The following is a 17,690-nucleotide window of genomic DNA, read 5'->3' as shown; positions in this document are numbered from 1 at the left end:
CTACAGTAAATTATATTTCGAAAATAAAGAATATTCAGTGATGACGCGATAATCACCAGAATTATCTAAAATCGGGTGAGCTTTGACCTAACCTGACTATTATTTCAAAATTAAGATATGTGTGAATAAATAAGAAAATCCCACGCGCAGGGCGTGGGATTTTTGCTTATGACAAATCATTTACTTTTATGCAGTTATTGCAGATATTACCATAGCACTCATGCTGCTCTTCTATCTTTTTTCCGCATTCCGCGCACTTTTTCGAAGGCAGGTTTCTAAAAAATTCTGTGATTTTTCCCAGCATAACCAATCCCTCTTTCCCCTTTGTAGTGACTTCATTGTAATATAACAGATTGTAAAAATCAATAACTGTTTTGATACAATATTTAAAACATGCTTTTTTCAAGAAAAATGGGTATATTGAAGGAGGAACAATTTTCTTGAAAAGATAGGAGGACATTATGAAAGTTACAGTTATCGGATGCTATGGCGGTTTCCCGGCCGCAAATGAAGCGACGTCAGGCTATTTATTTCAGTCAGGTGATTACTCTCTGCTTGTCGATTGCGGCAGTGCCGTATTGTCTAAGCTGTTCGGCTATGTGCCGGCGGAAAAGCTGGATGCGGTCGTTCTGTCTCATTATCACCATGACCATATTGCTGATATCGGGCCGCTGCAATTTGCCAAGCAAGTCGGTTCGTTTCTCGGCAAAGGAGAGCATACGCTTCCGATTTACGGACATGATGCTGATATAGAACAGTTTCAAAAGCTTACATATAAAACACATACGAAAGGCATTGCCTATCAGCCGGATCAGCCGCTGACTGCCGGTCCGTTTACGATCACATTTTTAAAAACGATTCACCCGGTGACGTGTTATGCCATGCGGATTACTGACGGCAGCCACACTGTCGTTTATACTGCTGATTCCAGCTATCAAGATTCATTTATTCCGTTTTCGAAAGATGCTGATTTGCTGATCTCAGAATGTAATTTTTATGCGGATCAAGACGGGACAAGCGCAGGCCATATGAACAGCCTGGAAGCCGGGCGCATTGCAAAAGAAGCCGGGGCTGGAGAGCTGCTGCTTACACATTTGCCGCATTTTGGCGTGCATGACAATCTTCGCAAAGAAGCGAAAACCGTTTTTAACGGTGAAGTGAATATTGCGAAATCAGGTTTTGTGTGGGAAGGATAAAGGAGGAGCACCATGTTATTTATAGACAATCAAAATATCAATGATCCGCGGATCAATCTTGCTATCGAGGAGTACTGTGTCAAGCATTTAGACCCTGAGCAGCAGTATTTGCTCTTTTATGTGAATCAACCGTCTATTATCATTGGGAAAAACCAAAATACAATAGAAGAAATCAATACAAAATATGTAGAGGAAAACGGGATTATCGTCGTCCGCCGTTTATCAGGCGGGGGCGCTGTGTACCATGATCTGGGGAACTTGAACTTCAGCTTTATCACCAAGGATGACGGGGACAGCTTTCATAACTTTAAAAAGTTCACTGAGCCGGTGATTCAGGCGTTACATCAACTCGGGGTTGAAGCGGAATTAAGCGGCCGGAACGACATTGTAGTGGATGCCCGGAAAATATCCGGAAACGCCCAGTTTGCAACGAAAGGCCGTATTTTCAGCCACGGCACCCTCATGTTTGATTCAGCCATTGATCATGTTGTATCAGCATTAAAGGTGAAAAAGGATAAAATTGAATCAAAAGGCATCAAATCGATCAGAAGCCGAGTGGCAAACATCAGTGAGTTTCTCGATGATAAAATGACCACCGAAGAATTCCGCAGCCATTTGCTTCGCCATATTTTTAACACGAACGACATTGGAAACGTGCCGGAGTATAAGCTAACGGAAAAAGATTGGGAGACCATTCATCAAATTTCGAAAGAGCGCTATCAGAATTGGGATTGGAACTACGGTCGCTCACCGAAATTTAACCTTAATCATTCGAAACGTTATCCGGTTGGATCGATCGATTTGCGCCTAGAGGTCAAGAAAGGCAAAATCGAGGACTGCAAAATCTTCGGAGATTTCTTCGGTGTCGGTGATGTATCTGAAATTGAAAACCTGCTGGTCGGAAAACAATACGAACGCAGCGTCATCGCTGATGTGCTCGAAGATGTGAATCTCAAGCATTACTTTGGGAACATTACGAAAGAGGATTTCCTTGATCTGATTTATTAAGGCAAAGCACTTCGTTTGAAAGAGCGGCTGTGTGTTTGAAATAATGGAGGCAGGAGGGATTCACATGAAAGTGTTTTTAATCGGAGCGAACGGACAAATCGGGCAAAGACTCGTCTCTTTATTCCGGGATCATCCTGATCATTCCATTAGAGCGATGGTCAGAAAAGAAGAACAGAAAGCGTCTCTCGAAGCTGCCGGTGCAGAAGCTGTGCTTGCGAATCTGGAGGGCAGCTCCGAAGAAATCGCCGCCGCGGCAAAAGGCTGCGACGCCATCATTTTCACAGCGGGTTCCGGCGGCAGCACAGGCTATGATAAAACGCTGCTGGTGGATCTTGATGGAGCGGCAAAAGCCATTGAAGCGGCGGACATTGCCGGAATCAAACGGTTTATTATGGTCAGCGCCCTTCAAGCCCATAACCGTGAAAATTGGAATGAGGCACTCAAACCTTATTATGTGGCCAAGCATTATGCCGATAAAATTTTGGAAGCAAGCGGTTTAACCTATACGATTATCCGTCCGGGAGGCCTTCGCAACGAGCCTGGAACGGGAACTGTTTCAGCTGCGAAGGATCTGGAGCGGGGGTATATTTCCCGTGATGACGTTGCAAAAACGGTCATTGCCTCTTTAGATGAAAACAATACGGAAAATCGGGCCTTTGATCTGACAGAAGGAGATACGCCGATTGCTGAAGCATTGAAGAAACTATGACTGAACTGACACTCGGGGCTTTTTGCTCTTGAGTGTTTTTTTCTGTTTCTCTATAATGGAGGAGAAAGCTTGGCTTCAATAATGAATGACTATTCATTCACTTTAAGGGGTGGGAGAATGAATCTTGTTTCAAAATTGGAAGAAACAGCATCTGAGAAGCCCGACAGCATCGCATGCAGGTTTAAGGATCACATGATGACGTATCAAGAGCTGAATGAACAAATTCAGCGATTTGCGGACGGCCTTCAGGAAGCCGGTATGGAGAAAGGGGACCATCTAGCTTTGCTGCTTGGCAACTCGCCTGATTTTATCATCGCGTTTTTTGGTGCTTTAAAAGCCGGGATCGTGGTTGTTCCCATCAATCCGTTGTACACGCCGACAGAAATTGGTTATATGCTGACAAATGGCGATGTAAAGGCGATCGTGGGCGTTAGCCAGCTTTTGCCGCTTTATGAGAGCATGCATGAATCGCTGCCAAAGGTTGAGCTCGTCATTTTATGCCAGACGGGAGAGGCTGAGCCGGAAGCCGCGGACCCAGAGGTCAGGATGAAAATGACAACGTTTGCAAAAATAGTGCGGCCGACATCTGCCGCTAAACAAAACCAAGAGCTTGTCCCTGATGATACCGCGGTTATTTTATATACGTCAGGAACGACTGGAAAACCGAAAGGCGCAATGCTGACTCATCAGAATTTGTACAGGAATGCCAACGATGTCGCAGGCTATTTGGGAATGGATGAGAAGGACAATGTGGTCTGTGCTCTTCCCATGTTTCACGTGTTTTGTTTAACTGTCTGCATGAATGCACCGCTGATGAGCGGCGCAACTGTCTTGATTGAGCCTCAATTCAGTCCGGCATCTGTTTTTAAACTTGTTAAGCAGCAGCAGGCGACCATTTTTGCCGGTGTTCCTACGATGTATAATTACTTGTTTCAGCATGAGAATGGGATGAAAGATGATTTTTCTTCCATCCGACTTTGCATTTCGGGGGGAGCAGCCATGCCAGTCGCATTGCTGACGGCGTTTGAAGAAAAATTCGGCGTTACCATTTTGGAAGGCTACGGGCTCTCGGAAGCATCACCTGTCACTTGCTTTAACCCGTTTGACAGGGGCAGAAAGCCGGGCTCCATCGGGACAAGTATCTTACATGTCGAAAACAAGGTCGTCGATCCGCTCGGACGCGAGCTGCCCGCTCACCAGGTCGGCGAATTGATCGTAAAAGGACCCAATGTGATGAAGGGCTACTATAAAATGCCGATGGAAACAGAGCATGCGTTAAAAGATGGTTGGCTTTATACAGGGGACTTGGCAAGACGGGATGAGGACGGCTATTTTTACATTGTTGACCGGAAAAAAGACATGATCATTGTAGGAGGATACAATGTGTATCCGCGGGAAGTGGAGGAGGTGCTGTACAGACACCCGGACGTCAAGGAGGCCGTTGTCCTCGGCGTGCCGGACGCCCAAAGCGGGGAAGCGGTAAAGGGATATGTGGTACCGAAACGTTCTGGCATAACAGAAGAGGACATCATGCAGCACTGTGAAAAGCATCTGGCGAAATACAAGCGGCCTGCCGCCATTACGTTTCTTGACGACATTCCGAAAAATGCGACGGGGAAAATGCTCAGACGGGCGCTAAGAGATATTTTGCCTCAATAAAATGAAAAAGCGAAGCAGCTAGCTTCGCTTTTTCATTTTCAATCCTTTGCTTCTTTTTTCATAATGTTTAGCAGCGCCTTTGTATCGTTTTTGCTTAATTTGTAGTATGTGCCATCCTTCAAAAATACGGCTTGCTGGCTGCCGTCAATCCATAGCCTGAATGAGTCGTACCGGTCTTTATGAAACTTGATTGTCCCTTCGTAATCAGGGGCTGATGTTTTTTCTGTCTTTACCTGTTTTCCCTGATTCATAATGTCCAGCATATCTTTGACGTGCTGCCTTTTTTCAATCTTAATATCTTCCTGGCCGCTTGAAGACAGTGTGATCAAATCCGCGTCTACCGATTGATACACATCGCCTGACCGGCTGTAAAGATAGAAAAATGCAATAAACACAAGACCGATTACCACGATGGCTGCCACTATTTTTTTCATTTGCATCACTCCAAACATTGTTAGTTTTCCCAGTGATCGGGCTTTCCATGCTTAAATGGATGGAAAAGTGCGGAACACAGCTTGGTTCTAAGAATTTGAATTTATGATTACAATAGAAGTAACGGGTTGATGTGAGGAGTGAGGTGTTATGCGCAAATGGATTGCGGCAGCAGGGCTTGCTTACGTGCTGTACGGGCTGTTTTTTTATTGGTATTTCTTCCTGTCCGGTGATTCCGCAATACCGGAAGCCGTGAAAGGGACGCAGGCTGATCCGGCTTCTTTCATGAAGCCGTCTGATTTGGCGGTGGCCGAGCAGTATTCAAATATCAAGAATTTTTTATTTTTTATCGGGGTACCTCTTGATTGGTTTCTGTTTTTTGTTTTGCTGGTCAGCGGCGTTTCAAAGAAAATCAAGAAATGGATGGAAGCGGCCGTGCCTTTTCGGTTTTTGCAGATCGTTGGTTTTGTATTTGTACTTTCGCTGATTACCACATTGGTGACGCTGCCTTTAGATTGGATAGGCTATCAAGTGTCACTTGACTACAACATTTCCACACAGACTACGGCCAGCTGGGCTAAGGATCAGGTTATCAGCTTTTGGATCAGCTTTCCAATCTTTGCGCTTTGCGTTCTCGTGTTTTATTGGCTGATCAAAAGGCATGAAAAAAAATGGTGGTTATACGCCTGGCTGTTAACAGTGCCGTTTTCGCTGTTTCTGTTTTTTATTCAGCCGGTCATTATCGATCCTTTATACAATGATTTTTATCCGCTGAAAAATAAAGAGCTTGAAAGCAAAATTTTAGAGCTGGCAGAAGAAGCCAATATTCCGGCTGATCATGTATATGAAGTGAACATGTCGGAAAAAACAAATGCGCTGAATGCCTATGTTACGGGAATTGGGGCCAATAAACGGATTGTATTGTGGGATACGACGCTGAACAAACTTGACGATTCAGAGATTCTGTTTATAATGGGCCACGAAATGGGCCACTATGTCATGAAGCACGTTTACATCGGCCTGGCTGGCTATTTGCTCGTGTCGCTCGCCGGATTTTATGTCATTGATAAGCTATACAAGCGGACGGTGCGCCTAACGCGCAGCATGTTTCATTTAGAAGGGCGGCATGATCTTGCGGCACTTCCGCTGTTATTGCTTTTGTTTTCTGTTTTGAGCTTTGCGATTTCGCCTTTTTCTAATGCTGTCTCGCGTTATCAGGAGAATAAGGCTGACCAGTATGGGATCGAGTTGACAGAGAACAGAGAAGCCGCTGTTAAAACGTTTCAGGATTTGGCCGTGACGGGGCTGAGCCAGGTTGATCCTCCGGTGCTTGTGAAGATTTTCAGAGGCAGCCACCCTTCGATCATGGAACGGATTCAACATGCGGAGAAAGAAGAGAAAACGCCGGAACATCCTGCCACAGAACAGGATAATGGCAAATAAAAAGAAGCAGGTATGGAGGAACCTGCTTCTTTTTGATATTATTGGGCAGCTGCTTCTACGTTGATTAACCCTTTTCCATAGTAGAAAGAGCTTCCAAGGTATGTTGCAGTGCTTTCTAATCGATCACGGATTTGCGCGTTTGTCCAAGTCGGGTGCTTAGAAAGAATTAACGCTGCTGCTCCGGCAACGTGAGGAGTCGCCATGGACGTTCCGTTATAAGCGCCGTAAGTGCCTCCAGGAAGTGTGCTTTGGATGGAAACGCCAGGAGCCATTACATCAAGCTCAGAACCTACGCTGGAGAATGAAGCTCTTTGGTTGCTGCTGTTTACCGCACCTACCGCGATGGTAGAAGGATATTTCGCAGGATAGCCGACTGTGCTTGAGCTTCCGGACGAGCCTTCGTTTCCGGCTGCGGCAGCAACCACAATACCGCTGGAAACGGCTTTATCAACAACTGTTTTCAGCGCTGTAGAACCAGAAGGTCCGCCAAGGCTCATGTTGATAACATCCATATTGTTGGAAATGGCCCATTCAATGCCGTTGATGATCCAGCTGTATTGGCCGCTTCCTGTTGAATCAAGAACTTTTACCGCATATAATGATGCGCTTGGCGCTACGCCGAGAACACCGATTGAGTTATTAAGAGCGGCAATCGTACCGGCTACGTGCGTACCGTGAGAACTGCCGTCCTGGTATGGGTTTGTTTCAGAAGGTACGAAGCTTGCTCCGCCTCTGACGTTTAAGTCAGGATGAGAAGAGTCAATTCCGCTGTCGATAACAGCTACTTTTACGTTAGAGCCTGTGTAGCCTTGAGAGTGAAGAGCCGGCGCTTTAATTTGGGAAATGCCGTAAGGAACAGATTGCGCATATTCATGTGCAATATGATCTTCTTCCACATATGCAACACTCGGATCTTGTTTTAATTCTTTTACAGCTTTTTCATCCAATGTTGCTGTGGCTGCGTTAACATACTTAAACTGCTTTTGAACTTTTCCGCCTTTCTCAGAAATAACATCCTTTTTCTTGGCGGAGCTCATGGCACTCATTGTCTGTTTAAATCCGACAATGTATTTCTTTTCTGTACTGCTTTTTCCGGCAGCCTGCGCAGACATGTTGCTGAACGCCATCGTAAAGATTAACGTTAACGCAAACAACAAGCTGATCCACAATTTTTTGTTTCTCACTCTTTACCCTCTCCTTTTGAAAAATTCAGAGTAGACTTACTAAAAAGACTATTCTGTGAATTTATTGTAATAGATGGAATAATATTTTAGTAGACCCATTTTTTTGAGATGATTTTATCTCTATTTAGGTATATCATCTCTCGCTATTTCCGTAGAGACTCGAAATAACTATTTTCATACAGAAAAAAACGAAAATAGACATGAGTAAATGTTCATTATGCCGAAATGTCATGCTTTTTCAGGTTAAATGCTCCTGAGTCCCGGCAAATTCCTGTCGAAAAAATTCGTTCGAATGACCTGCATATGCTTTCGTGAGAACAATGGATATTATCGTGATATTTTTTCAATGCATGATGATAAAAGTATTCTGAAAAATAAACTTTACAGAAAAATTTGATTAGGGATAGAATGAAAAAATGATTGAGAGGGAGGAAGAACTGGATGAACATTCGCCAAGCAAAGATTTCAGATGCGGCAGCCATCGCGCCGCTGTTTAACCAATATCGGGAATTTTATAGACAGGCATCCGATTTGCAAGGGGCGGAGGCTTTTTTGAAAGCGCGTTTGAAAAATCACGAGTCTATTATTTTGATAGCAGAAGAAAATGGAGAGCTCATAGGCTTTTCCCAGCTCTATCCCGCGTTTTCTTCTGTGTCAATGAAAAGAATCTACATATTAAATGACTTATTTGTTGCTCCTCATGCGCGAACAAAGGGAGCCGGCGGCCAGTTGCTTTTGGCCGCAAAGGATTATGCAGCGGAAAACGGGGCAAAAAGTTTAACGCTTCAAACTGAGCACCACAACCGGAAGGCAAGAAGCTTGTATGAGCAAAACGGCTATGAAGAGGATACCGCATTTGTCCACTATCATCTCAATGTGCCGGCGAAGTGAAAATGGCGGCTTGATGATTTGGTTTTTGGAACGTTCTTCGGTTACGATATAAATGAAAAGGAGTGTGCCGAATGTCAACGTTATTTCAAGCATTGCAGGCAGAAAAAAATGCCGATGATGTTTCAGTCCAAGTGAAAACCATATCAACAGGGGATTTGCCGAAGGATGGTGTCCTGATTAAAGTTGCTTATTCCGGCATTAATTACAAAGATGGTCTGGCCGGAAAAGCAGGAGGCAATATCGTCAGAGAGTATCCGCTTATTTTAGGCATTGATGCTGCGGGTACGGTCGTCTCTTCCAATGATCCGCGTTTTGCAGAGGGGGATGAGGTCATCGCGACAAGCTATGAGCTCGGCGTCTCCCGTGATGGCGGATTAAGTGAATACGCTTCGGTGCCCGGTGACTGGCTGGTGCCTTTGCCACAGAATCTTTCGTTAAAAGAAGCGATGGTGTACGGAACGGCGGGGTTTACTGCGGCGTTATCAGTGCATCGGCTTGAACAGAACGGCCTGTCTCCGGAAAAAGGCAGTGTGCTAGTCACAGGAGCAACCGGCGGTGTCGGCGGAATTGCGGTATCGATGCTGAACAAGCGGGGCTATGATGTGGTGGCAAGCACCGGAAACCGGGAGGCGGCTGATTATTTGAAACAGCTCGGTGCAAGCGAAGTAATCAGCAGGGAAGATGTCTATGACGGAACGCTTAAGGCGCTGTCCAAGCAGCAATGGCAGGGAGCGGTTGATCCAGTCGGGGGAAAACAGCTTGCCTCGCTTTTAAGCAAAATTCAATATGGCGGAGCTGTCGCGGTGAGCGGCTTAACCGGAGGAGGAGAAGTTCCAGCAACGGTGTATCCTTTTATTCTTCGCGGAGTAAGCCTGCTCGGGATCGATTCAGTATACTGTCCGATGGACGTCAGATCCGCTGTTTGGGAGCGCATGGCTTCTGATCTCAAGCCTGATCAGCTGCTGACCATTGTGGATAGGGAAGTATCATTGGAAGAAACGCCTGGTGCATTAAAAGAGATTTTGCAAAATCGCATTCAAGGAAGAGTGATAGTGAAGCTTTAACAGGATCAGCTTGCAGGGAATGTATGTTTCTGCAAGCTTTTTTTGTGGACAGGGTGTTAAGCTGTGCCCCAAAACAATCATCCGTTTCGTGTTTGCACTATGTTAAAGAAAGAAACAAGATTTACCTGGAAAGCGGAACTTTCTTTTCTCATTTGAAAAATAATTGGTGATAATGATTCTCATTCCGTGTTATACTACTCTTGGACATTTTAATCATAGAAACTGCTAACAGGAGAGACTGGAACTATGAAAAAAACACTGATTATTCTTACAGTTTTACTTCTTTCTGTCTTAACGGCTGCTTGCTCGTCTTCAAGCGGCAATCAAAACAGCAAAGAACATAAAGTGGCGATAACACATGATTTAGGAAAGACGAATGTGCCTGAGCATCCGAAGCGGGTTGTTGTTCTTGAGCTTGGTTTTATCGACACACTGCTTGATCTCGGCATTACGCCTGTCGGGGTTGCCGATGACAACAAAGCGAAGCAGCTGATCAACAAGGATGTGCTGAAGAAAATTGACGGCTACACATCTGTCGGCACTCGCTCACAGCCAAGCATGGAAAAAATCGCTTCATTAAAACCCGATTTAATTATTGCTGACACGACCCGACATAAGAAGGTGTACGATCAGCTGAAAAAAATCGCGCCGACGATTGCGCTTAATAATTTAAATGCCGATTATCAGGATACAATTGACGCTTCCCTTACGATTGCAAAAGCAGTCGGCAAGGAGAAGGAAATGGAGAAAAAGCTGACGGCACATGAAGAAAAGCTTAGCGAGACAAAGCAGAAAATCAGCGCGAACAGCCAGTCAGTGCTTTTGATCGGAAATACAAATGATACGATTATGGCCAGGGATGAAAACTTCTTTACATCAAGACTTTTAACACAGGTCGGCTATCGATATGCAATTAGTACGTCAGGCAATAGCGATTCAAGCAATGGCGGCGACTCCGTGAATATGAAAATGACACTGGAGCAGCTGCTGAAAACAGATCCGGATGTGATCATCCTGATGACAGGAAAAACAGATGACCTCGACGCCGACGGGAAACGCCCGATCGAAAAGAATGTCCTCTGGAAAAAGCTGAAGGCAGTGAAAAACGGGCATGTATACCACATGGACCGTGCAGTGTGGTCTCTGCGCCGCAGTGTAGACGGGGCGAATGCCATTTTGGACGAGCTTCAGAAAGAGATGCCGGCTGATAAGAAATAAAAGAAAAGACAGGCTGACGCCTGTCTTTTTCTTATTTGATAAAGCCGGATAAGTGGCTGTTGATATTATAGTCTTTAATCCGCCATTTTTCTTCTGCAAATTCAATGTTGCTGAGGCAGGCGTTGACGAGGCGGGTGCTTTTAAGCTCAGGGTCACCGCCGGATATTTCCGTCAGCAGGGCGTGAATTGCCGCACCGTGCGCCACGATCAGCACCTTCTTGTCTGGATACGCTTGGCTCACTTTTGCCAACCCGCCCATCAGTCTGTCAGTGAGTTCTTCTAAGGTTTCCATATTCGGATAGATGTTATCCGGATAGCGCTTTGTCCGTTCCTCCAGCGGCATGCCCTCCGCGTCGCCGTAATCTCGTTCCTTAAAATCATCCATCTCGACAATCGGAAGATGCAGATATTCATTAATAATTTCCGCGGTTCTTTTCGCTCTTTTCAGCGGGCTCGTCACAATAATATCCCAAGAAAAGTCCTTTACATATTCTCCGGTTTCTCTTGCTTGGCGTTCACCTGTTGCGTTTAGCGGGATATCGGTTTTGCCTTGGCATTTTTGCTGCAGGTTCCAATCGGTTTCTCCATGTCTTACTAAACAAACGGCTGTCATAAAATCCCCTTCCTGACTTTATTCATATTGCTATTATACTAAATCGAAAGCGTGCATCCTATGAAAAAGCCTATGCAAGCACTTTAAATAATAAAGCCAGTCCGATTCCGCCGCCGCTTCCGATGGCTGCAACCGCATATTGACAGTCTGTCCGTCTTTTCGCTTCATAAAACAATCTGGTTACCAGAGCCGCACCTGATGCACCGTATGGATGGCCAAGAGCTAATGCGCCGCCGCGCACATTGATTTTTGAAAAGGGAATGCCGAGTTCTTGCGAGCAGACACAAATTTTGACGGCAAAGGCTTCATTGATTTCAAATAAATCGATATCATCAAGTGTTACATCGTGTGTATGTAAGAGCTGACGGATCGCATCAACCGGTGCCGCGGGCGGATAGTTGGGGTGAATACCGCTGACAGCGCTGCCGATAAACCGAAGCACAGGCTTAAGTCCGAGGGCAGCCGCTTTTTCTTCTTCCATTACTAAAAGAGCGGCTGCTCCGTCTGCTATGCCACTGCTGTTGGCTGCTGTGACTGTTCCGGAGCTGGTGTCGAAAACCGGCTTTGCACGGGGAATAATCGCTTTTATCGGCCGCGTTTTCAAAAATGCTTCGTCCGTCTCCAATTCCCCGAGAGCAACAATTTCTTCACGGTAAAATCCTTCATTATGCGCGTTCCTGCTGCGTTGATGGCTGAGAAGCGCGTACTCATCCTGCATGCTTCTACTGATGGAATAGCGTGCAGCCGTATATTCTGCGGCAATGCCCATGTCGGGATCGCCGATCGCATCTGGAGAAAAGCGGGCCCGTTCTGAAAAAGGGGATTGGCTGCTGCTTTCTGAGCCGCCCGCAATATACATCGTGCCGGCTCCCGCTTGAATGAGGCTGCAGGCATAGCGTACGGCTTCAAGGCCTGAACCGCACTGTCTGTCAATTGTCATCCCGGGAACCGATAAAGGCAGTCCGGCTTGAAGGGCTGACAGTCTGGCGAGGTTGCCGCCTCTGCCGGTAGCGTTTCCTAGAATGACCTCATCAATTTGATCCTCTAGCTTTCGGCTGAGACAACGGATGATGGGAGCCGCCAAATTCTCCGGCAGGAAAGGCTTCAGCAGTCCATTTTGTTTTCCGAAGATCGTTCGTTTTGCATCAACAATAACCGCATTCATTTATACTGTACACCCTCTTCCAGCCATTTCTTCACTCTGGAACGGGCAATTTTTCCGCTGCTCGTTTCCGGCAAGCTGTCTGCAAACACCCATTTTTTCGGGATTTTATAGGAGGCTAATTTCTGTTTACACCAGGCTTTCAGCTTTCTGGCATTAGCGCTTCCACGAATGACAGCTACAGCGATTTCTCCCCAATACTCGTCCGGCATTCCAACGACAGCCGCGTTTTCAACCTCTGGGCAGGAGAGTAGCACACGTTCAACTTCTTCTGGGAAAATATTTAATCCTCCGTACACGATCATCCCGTTTTCTCTTCCTGATATGTATAGAAAGCCTTCCTCATCAACGTAGCCCATATCATCCACTGTCATCCATTCATCTGGTGTGCTGCCGTTCACATAGCCGGAAAACCGCATCGGGCTTTTGACAAATATTTTTCCGATTTCTCCTGGCTGGCAGCGTTCTCCTTTGGAGCCGCGGATTTCAATCTGGACATTATGAAAAGGGCGGCCGGCTGAATGCGGCTTCCGCTTGCTGTCTTCCGGTGAAGAAAACGTCACAAAACTAAGCTCTGAAGTGCCGTAAAAATCGTACAGCCTGAGATGGGGCCATATAGCGGCAAGCTTCTTCTTGGATTCTGCCGGCCAGTCTGCGCCGGATGAAATGATTTTGAGAGGGCTTTCGGGAAAGCCCTCAATCCGGGTGAGTGCGTCTGTCATTGTCGGTACGGTATAAAGAACACTGACGGCTTCACGGTTCAGCCATTCCTTTGTCTGGGCAGGAGAAAACTTTTTCAGCAAACAAACCGTTCCCCCGAGATATAAAGTGCTGACTGCCCCATATAAGAAGTGAGAGGATATTAACGTTCCGGGAATCAATACCGTGTCATCTGATGAGATCGAAAAATCTGTTTCTGTACAGGTAAAGCTCTCTATCCATGAGCGGTGAGAGCGCGTAAAGGCCTTTGGTTTTCCTGTCGAGCCTGACGTAAATCCCATGTAAAAGGGGTGCTCCGGGTCAATGATAGGTAAGGGAGCAGCGGATTCCTCTTCAATATTTGCCATACAGTTATCCAGCAAAACAACGGGTGTCTTGCTATGTATCAGTTTGTTTTTGTAAAAGGCTGAAGTAACCACTAGATCCGCATTGCTTATGGACAGCCTCTCCATACATTCAGCCGGGCTCCAGCGTGTGTCGAGGGGAATGGCCGTGCATCCAGCCGCTGCGGCTCCGGCAAACAGCTGTAAAAACGCCAGACTATTTGGGAGCAAAAATGCCACACGATTCGGCATGCTTGGCTGTGACCGCAGCCAATTTGCGGTTTGGGCGACAAGCCGATCCCAATCTTGGTACGTGATTTGCTCCGATTCAGTTAGGATCGCTACACGGCCGGGCGATGTTTCGGCAGTAGATGAATAGGTATGAGTAATTGTCATGCAGTGTCATCCTCCTTTTGTAAACATCGTATCAGAAAGAGACAAGGCTTGAGTGATTTTTATTGCCAGGAATGCAGATACAGCCGCTTTTATCAAATCACCGGGCACATATGCAAGACTCATGAAGGCGGCCTGTGACAAATCAATATGCATCATAAAAGCTTGTACCGGTATACCAAGCAGATAAATAAAGATGATGCCGAATGCGATATGAGTGAAAAAGAGACGCACTGCTGTCACCTTTCGCAGTCTGTTAGCGGCTAAACTGATCAGCCATGAAGCGAGTGGATAAGCGATCAAAAAACCTGCGCTCGGTCCGAAAAACACACCAAAACCACCTCGTCCGCCAGGCAACAGCGGCGCTCCGAAGGCGATGAGGAGCAAAAAGACAAGCTGGCTTAAGAAAGCAGACTTTGGCTTGAGGATGCTGCCTGCCAGCATGACACCGAGCGTTTGCAGTGTAATCGGAACGGGTGTAAAGGATAAGAAGAGAGGGGGGATAAAGCCGAGCACTGCCATCAGTGCGGTGAAAATAGCAATATGCATCATGTCAATTAATTTCAGCATTGTGAATCCTCCAAACAGTAATCAAATATGGTTATACAATAAATGCAGGCTATTATTATGTCAACTTATTTTTAAATTAAGTTTACATTATGAACGCAGAAAAACCGGCCGTATGGCAGGCCGGTTTTTGATGGTTATTCTTCTGTCAGAATGACAAGCGAATCAACGGAAGCGGCCACATGGGAAACGGCGCGGCTGACTTCCTGAAGCCCTCCAAGAAAGGCCTGCAGATCGACGTCGATTTTGCCTGATTGCTCTTTGCTGATTTTCATGCTGTGGACGATTTCATCGAATAAGCGGTTAATTTGCGTCATTTTTTCTTTACTTTCGCTGACTAGCTCATTCACGTCCTTGATATGCTTCGATACAATGTTGATTTGTGTATTCGTATTATTCACAAGCTCAGACACAGTAGAGACGGTTTTTTTCGTGTCCTCAGAAAGCTTCCGCACTTCATTTGCCACGACAGCAAAGCCTTTGCCGTGTTCTCCGGCGCGGGCGGATTCAATGGAGGCATTGAGCGAGAGAAGGTTTGTTTGTTCAGCTATGCCTGTGACGATGCCGAAGATTTTTTCAATTTGCTGCGCGATTTCATCCAGCTTGACCATTTCTTTTTCGATTTGGACAAGGCTTGTGTCAATTTTGTTCATCTGTTTTTGCTGGACTTCAAGCTCTTTTTTCCCGCCGATCGACTTTTCTTCAACAGTGCTGGATGTCACTGTGCCGGCTTTGGATGCTTGAGAAATGCCTTCAGATTTGTCCACAAGCTCTTGAACGGATCTGCTTGTTTCTGAAAACAGATTGGCAATCGATCCAGAGGTTTCTTGAATTTTCTGATGAAGAAGGTTTTTCTTTTCTTCTTGTTCATCACGGGTCTGGCTGTACTCGCTTTGAAATGCTTCAAGGACAAGCTGCTGTTCTAAATTCAAGATTTTTGTTGTCGCTTTAATGGCTTTCAGCAGTTCTTGCTGATTTATAATAGATGTTTCGTAAATGTCAATTATTGACAAAAGAAGTTCTTGAAACGCGCCCATATACCATTTTGGCAGAAGGCCGATTTTTAAATGGATGGAGGCGATTCGGTTTCGCTTTTCAATGAATTCATCATCGATAACGCCTGCAAACATTTCCTGAATATGCCGTTTTAACGTTTGTTTTAAACGGTCAACTGAGCTGTGATCATTAATGATATCCATCAATGAGCTTTCATGGTCAAGGTTTTTATAAAACGCATCGACGATAAATACGATATTTTCTTGAATTAATGGCTGAAGCTGCTCCAACACGTAAAGCTCAGCATCTCCCAGCCTGACCATTTTGAGCTGTTTTTTGACATCTTCATGTTTGTTTGTGAGCTGGATGCGGTTTTTTTGCTGTCCATTTGAATCAGAAAAGTAAGCAGTTTCTTGTTTTCTCTCTTTTTTAAATAACAATACAATGATCCCCCTTGGGAAAAATATAATTTTTACTTTTTGGCTTTTTAAGCCTTTTACTTTTTTATCGGCCAAGGGAAACATGAATGAAGCTGCAGATGAAAAATATTTGAAAAACCGTTCATTAAAATGAACGGTTTAATCGAGATCTATTTGCTTTAATGGTTTAATGGCCGGACCCTCTACAACTTCGCCAGAAGGCTTAAAGCGTGATCCGTGGCACGGACAATCCCACGTATGCTCGCTGTCGTTCCACTCGACCTCACAGCCTAAATGGGTACAGGTTGTATCAACGAGATGGAGGCAGCCTGTCTCATCCCGAAATGCGCCCGCCCGCCTGCCGTTTATGGTGACAGCTTTTCCTTCTCCTGGCGCAATGTCTTCAAATTGGACATCAGGCTTTTCAAGCTTTCCTTTAATTAAATGCTTGGCGACATCGGCATTGTAGGAAATCACTTTCTGCAAACCGGGATTCAGATGGAACCGGGACGGGGTGAAAATGCTTTCGTAAGGATTATCTTTTTTCTCTACAAGGTCCGATAATAAAGTGGCTGCGACCCCCGATGACGTCATGCCCCATTTTTTGAACCCGGTCGCTACTAGAATATTGTCCTCATTTTCCGACATCGGCCCAATAAACGGGATTTTGTCGATCGTCACAAGATCTTGGGTGGACCAATAATATGGGATGCTTTCGATGCCGATGGTGCTTTCGGCTAATTGTCTCAGTGTTTCATAATGTGTGGACATGTCTTTTCCCTGTCCTGTTTTATGGCTTACTCCGCTGAAGAGAATCAGCTTTTCACCGTTTGCAACCGTATAGCGAAGGGCCACTGACGGCTGATCGATACTCAAATACATGCCCTCGGGATACTCGATCTTCGGCTTGATGGCGAGGACATAAGATCTGTCAGAATACATTCTCGCAGCATATAATCCGCCTCCGTCATAAAAAGGGAAGTGGGAACAGCATATGACAAAGCGGCTCTTAATGGCGTGCCGGCTTTTTGTTATCACTTCGGACCTTTCGCCTTTTTTGATATCAAGCGCAACGGTCTCTTCATAAATTCGGCCGCCTTTTTGAACAATTTGCTCCAGAAGCGCTTTTAAGTATTGCAGCGGATGAAATTGAGCTTGATTCTTCATGACAAGCGCCAGCTTAGAACCTACGGGAATCGGAAGATCCTTGATAAGGTCTCTTTCAATTCCGAGTTTTGTGTATGCCTCATGCTCAGTGCGGATTTTTTGAACAGCGTTTTCATTTGCTGTGTAAAGATATGCGTCTTGCTCAATCCATTCACAGTCAATTTGATGTTCATCCACAATCCCTTTTATGTAATCAATTGCATTTTGGTTTGCTTCATAATAAAGCCTCGCATGGTTTAATCCGAAATTGCGGATAAATTCGTCGTATATCATGTCATGCTGTGCGGTAACTTTAGCCGTTGTGTGGGCAGTGGTTCCGTTGAGAACCTGATTTGCTTCAATCAAGACAACACGGAAGCCTCTCTTCGTAAGTTCATATGCCGTTGTAATTCCTGTAATCCCGCCTCCGATAATGGTGACGTCACATTCAGTTTCCTCTTGAAGCGCAGGAAAAGAAGGCAGGTCAGTTGATGTTTTCCAGTATGTTTCAGGTGCTTCCTTTGCAAAATGTTGATTAGCCAAGCCG

Annotated in this window: 17 protein-coding genes and 1 pseudogene; 8 read left to right on the top strand and 10 right to left on the bottom strand. The window is 45.5% G+C overall.

Annotated features, from left to right (window positions below):
• Positions 1 to 166: 166 nt before the first annotated feature.
• Positions 167 to 304, bottom strand: coding sequence for a protein YhfH (gene yhfH / locus BFW96_RS07445; protein ID WP_052438181.1), 138 nt, complete (start codon positions 302 to 304; stop codon positions 167 to 169).
• Positions 305 to 461: 157 nt separating this feature from the next.
• Here yhfH and BFW96_RS07440 point away from each other — a divergent pair, with 157 nt between their 5' ends.
• From BFW96_RS07440 to lcfB, 4 genes are all read left to right on the top strand, one after another.
• Positions 462 to 1,196, top strand: a complete 735-nt coding sequence (locus BFW96_RS07440; RefSeq protein ID WP_003233185.1) for an MBL fold metallo-hydrolase — start codon at positions 462 to 464, stop codon at positions 1,194 to 1,196.
• 12 nt (positions 1,197 to 1,208) lie between these two features.
• Positions 1,209 to 2,204 (top strand): lipoate--protein ligase, encoded by a 996-nt coding sequence (gene lplA / locus BFW96_RS07435; RefSeq protein WP_069839081.1) that lies wholly within the window; start codon positions 1,209 to 1,211, stop codon positions 2,202 to 2,204.
• A 64-nt stretch (positions 2,205 to 2,268) separates the two neighbouring features.
• Positions 2,269 to 2,913 (top strand): SDR family oxidoreductase, encoded by a 645-nt coding sequence (locus tag BFW96_RS07430; RefSeq protein ID WP_069839080.1) that lies wholly within the window; start codon positions 2,269 to 2,271, stop codon positions 2,911 to 2,913.
• 117 nt (positions 2,914 to 3,030) lie between these two features.
• A complete protein-coding gene (gene lcfB / locus BFW96_RS07425) occupies positions 3,031 to 4,572 on the top strand; it encodes a long-chain-fatty-acid--CoA ligase LcfB (RefSeq protein WP_069839079.1) in 1,542 nt (513 codons plus the stop codon).
• 38 nt (positions 4,573 to 4,610) lie between these two features.
• Here the strand turns inward: lcfB and BFW96_RS07420 are convergent, their stop codons facing one another.
• On the bottom strand, positions 4,611 to 5,006 hold the full coding sequence (locus BFW96_RS07420; protein ID WP_014663427.1) for a YhfM domain-containing protein: 396 nt from the start codon (positions 5,004 to 5,006) through the stop codon (positions 4,611 to 4,613).
• 148 nt (positions 5,007 to 5,154) lie between these two features.
• On the opposite strand from BFW96_RS07420, the gene BFW96_RS07415 reads away from it, so the two are divergent.
• A complete protein-coding gene (locus BFW96_RS07415; protein ID WP_069839078.1) occupies positions 5,155 to 6,447 on the top strand; it encodes a M48 family metallopeptidase in 1,293 nt (430 codons plus the stop codon).
• A gap of 38 nt (positions 6,448 to 6,485) precedes the next feature.
• Here BFW96_RS07415 and aprE read toward each other — a convergent pair whose 3' ends face one another.
• Positions 6,486 to 7,631 carry a subtilisin AprE gene (gene aprE / locus BFW96_RS07410; RefSeq protein ID WP_069839077.1) on the bottom strand — a complete coding sequence of 382 codons (1,146 nt, stop codon included), beginning with the start codon at positions 7,629 to 7,631 and terminating at the stop codon, positions 6,486 to 6,488.
• Between the two features lie 441 nt (positions 7,632 to 8,072).
• Here aprE and BFW96_RS07405 point away from each other — a divergent pair, with 441 nt between their 5' ends.
• From BFW96_RS07405 to BFW96_RS07395, 3 genes are all read left to right on the top strand, one after another.
• Positions 8,073 to 8,522: a GNAT family N-acetyltransferase gene (locus BFW96_RS07405; protein WP_069839076.1), complete on the top strand. Its 450-nt coding sequence runs from the start codon at positions 8,073 to 8,075 to the stop codon at positions 8,520 to 8,522.
• 71 nt (positions 8,523 to 8,593) lie between these two features.
• Entirely contained in the window at positions 8,594 to 9,586 is a 993-nt protein-coding gene (locus BFW96_RS07400) for an NADPH:quinone oxidoreductase family protein (RefSeq protein WP_069839075.1), read from the top strand.
• A 246-nt stretch (positions 9,587 to 9,832) separates the two neighbouring features.
• Complete coding sequence (locus BFW96_RS07395; protein WP_069839074.1) at positions 9,833 to 10,804, top strand: ABC transporter substrate-binding protein; 972 nt, start codon at positions 9,833 to 9,835, stop codon at positions 10,802 to 10,804.
• A gap of 31 nt (positions 10,805 to 10,835) precedes the next feature.
• Here BFW96_RS07395 and phoE read toward each other — a convergent pair whose 3' ends face one another.
• The 7 genes and pseudogenes from phoE to BFW96_RS07365 all read right to left on the bottom strand — a co-directional run bounded on the left by phoE (position 10,836) and on the right by BFW96_RS07365 (position 17,686).
• Positions 10,836 to 11,417 (bottom strand): phosphatase PhoE, encoded by a 582-nt coding sequence (gene phoE, locus BFW96_RS07390; protein ID WP_069839073.1) that lies wholly within the window; start codon positions 11,415 to 11,417, stop codon positions 10,836 to 10,838.
• A gap of 70 nt (positions 11,418 to 11,487) precedes the next feature.
• Complete coding sequence (locus BFW96_RS07385; protein ID WP_069839072.1) at positions 11,488 to 12,582, bottom strand: acetyl-CoA C-acyltransferase; 1,095 nt, start codon at positions 12,580 to 12,582, stop codon at positions 11,488 to 11,490.
• Positions 12,579 to 14,018 carry an acyl-CoA synthetase gene (locus BFW96_RS07380; protein WP_069839071.1) on the bottom strand — a complete coding sequence of 480 codons (1,440 nt, stop codon included), beginning with the start codon at positions 14,016 to 14,018 and terminating at the stop codon, positions 12,579 to 12,581. The genes BFW96_RS07385 and BFW96_RS07380 overlap by 4 nt, the downstream gene beginning before the upstream one ends.
• Before the next feature lie 6 nt (positions 14,019 to 14,024).
• On the bottom strand, positions 14,025 to 14,585 hold the full coding sequence (locus BFW96_RS07375; RefSeq protein ID WP_069839070.1) for a biotin transporter BioY: 561 nt from the start codon (positions 14,583 to 14,585) through the stop codon (positions 14,025 to 14,027).
• A gap of 134 nt (positions 14,586 to 14,719) precedes the next feature.
• Complete coding sequence (locus BFW96_RS22075; RefSeq protein ID WP_326255844.1) at positions 14,720 to 15,235, bottom strand: methyl-accepting chemotaxis protein; 516 nt, start codon at positions 15,233 to 15,235, stop codon at positions 14,720 to 14,722.
• Positions 15,236 to 15,475: 240 nt separating this feature from the next.
• A pseudogene (locus BFW96_RS22070) lies at positions 15,476 to 16,102 on the bottom strand (protoglobin domain-containing protein); the annotation flags it as partial.
• A 54-nt stretch (positions 16,103 to 16,156) separates the two neighbouring features.
• Positions 16,157 to 17,686, bottom strand: coding sequence for an FAD-dependent oxidoreductase (locus BFW96_RS07365; RefSeq protein ID WP_069839068.1), 1,530 nt, complete (start codon positions 17,684 to 17,686; stop codon positions 16,157 to 16,159).
• Positions 17,687 to 17,690 lie beyond the last annotated feature (4 nt).

The organism is Bacillus sp. F56, assembly GCF_001748205.1.
Classification (GTDB): Bacteria; Bacillota; Bacilli; order Bacillales; family Bacillaceae; genus Bacillus; species Bacillus stercoris.
The sequence above is the reverse complement of the archived record's forward strand: the minus strand, read 5'-3'. Positions and strand labels throughout refer to the sequence as shown.

Bases quoted from the DNA above. Each gene is read 5' to 3' on its own strand.
- BFW96_RS07400 (WP_069839075.1), top strand. From the start codon at position 8,594: ATGTCAACGTTATTTCAAGCATTGCAGGCAGAAAAAAATGCCGATGAT.
- BFW96_RS22075 (WP_326255844.1), bottom strand. From the start codon at position 15,235: ATGAACAAAATTGACACAAGCCTTGTCCAAATCGAAAAAGAAATGGTC.
- lcfB (WP_069839079.1), top strand. From the start codon at position 3,031: ATGAATCTTGTTTCAAAATTGGAAGAAACAGCATCTGAGAAGCCCGAC.
- BFW96_RS07385 (WP_069839072.1), bottom strand. From the start codon at position 12,582: ATGAATGCGGTTATTGTTGATGCAAAACGAACGATCTTCGGAAAACAA.
- BFW96_RS07405 (WP_069839076.1), top strand. From the start codon at position 8,073: ATGAACATTCGCCAAGCAAAGATTTCAGATGCGGCAGCCATCGCGCCG.
- yhfH (WP_052438181.1), bottom strand. From the start codon at position 304: ATGCTGGGAAAAATCACAGAATTTTTTAGAAACCTGCCTTCGAAAAAG.
- lplA (WP_069839081.1), top strand. From the start codon at position 1,209: ATGTTATTTATAGACAATCAAAATATCAATGATCCGCGGATCAATCTT.
- BFW96_RS07375 (WP_069839070.1), bottom strand. From the start codon at position 14,585: ATGCTGAAATTAATTGACATGATGCATATTGCTATTTTCACCGCACTG.
- BFW96_RS07420 (WP_014663427.1), bottom strand. From the start codon at position 5,006: ATGAAAAAAATAGTGGCAGCCATCGTGGTAATCGGTCTTGTGTTTATT.
- phoE (WP_069839073.1), bottom strand. From the start codon at position 11,417: ATGACAGCCGTTTGTTTAGTAAGACATGGAGAAACCGATTGGAACCTG.
- BFW96_RS07395 (WP_069839074.1), top strand. From the start codon at position 9,833: ATGAAAAAAACACTGATTATTCTTACAGTTTTACTTCTTTCTGTCTTA.
- BFW96_RS07415 (WP_069839078.1), top strand. From the start codon at position 5,155: ATGCGCAAATGGATTGCGGCAGCAGGGCTTGCTTACGTGCTGTACGGG.
- BFW96_RS07440 (WP_003233185.1), top strand. From the start codon at position 462: ATGAAAGTTACAGTTATCGGATGCTATGGCGGTTTCCCGGCCGCAAAT.
- BFW96_RS07430 (WP_069839080.1), top strand. From the start codon at position 2,269: ATGAAAGTGTTTTTAATCGGAGCGAACGGACAAATCGGGCAAAGACTC.
- BFW96_RS07380 (WP_069839071.1), bottom strand. From the start codon at position 14,018: ATGACAATTACTCATACCTATTCATCTACTGCCGAAACATCGCCCGGC.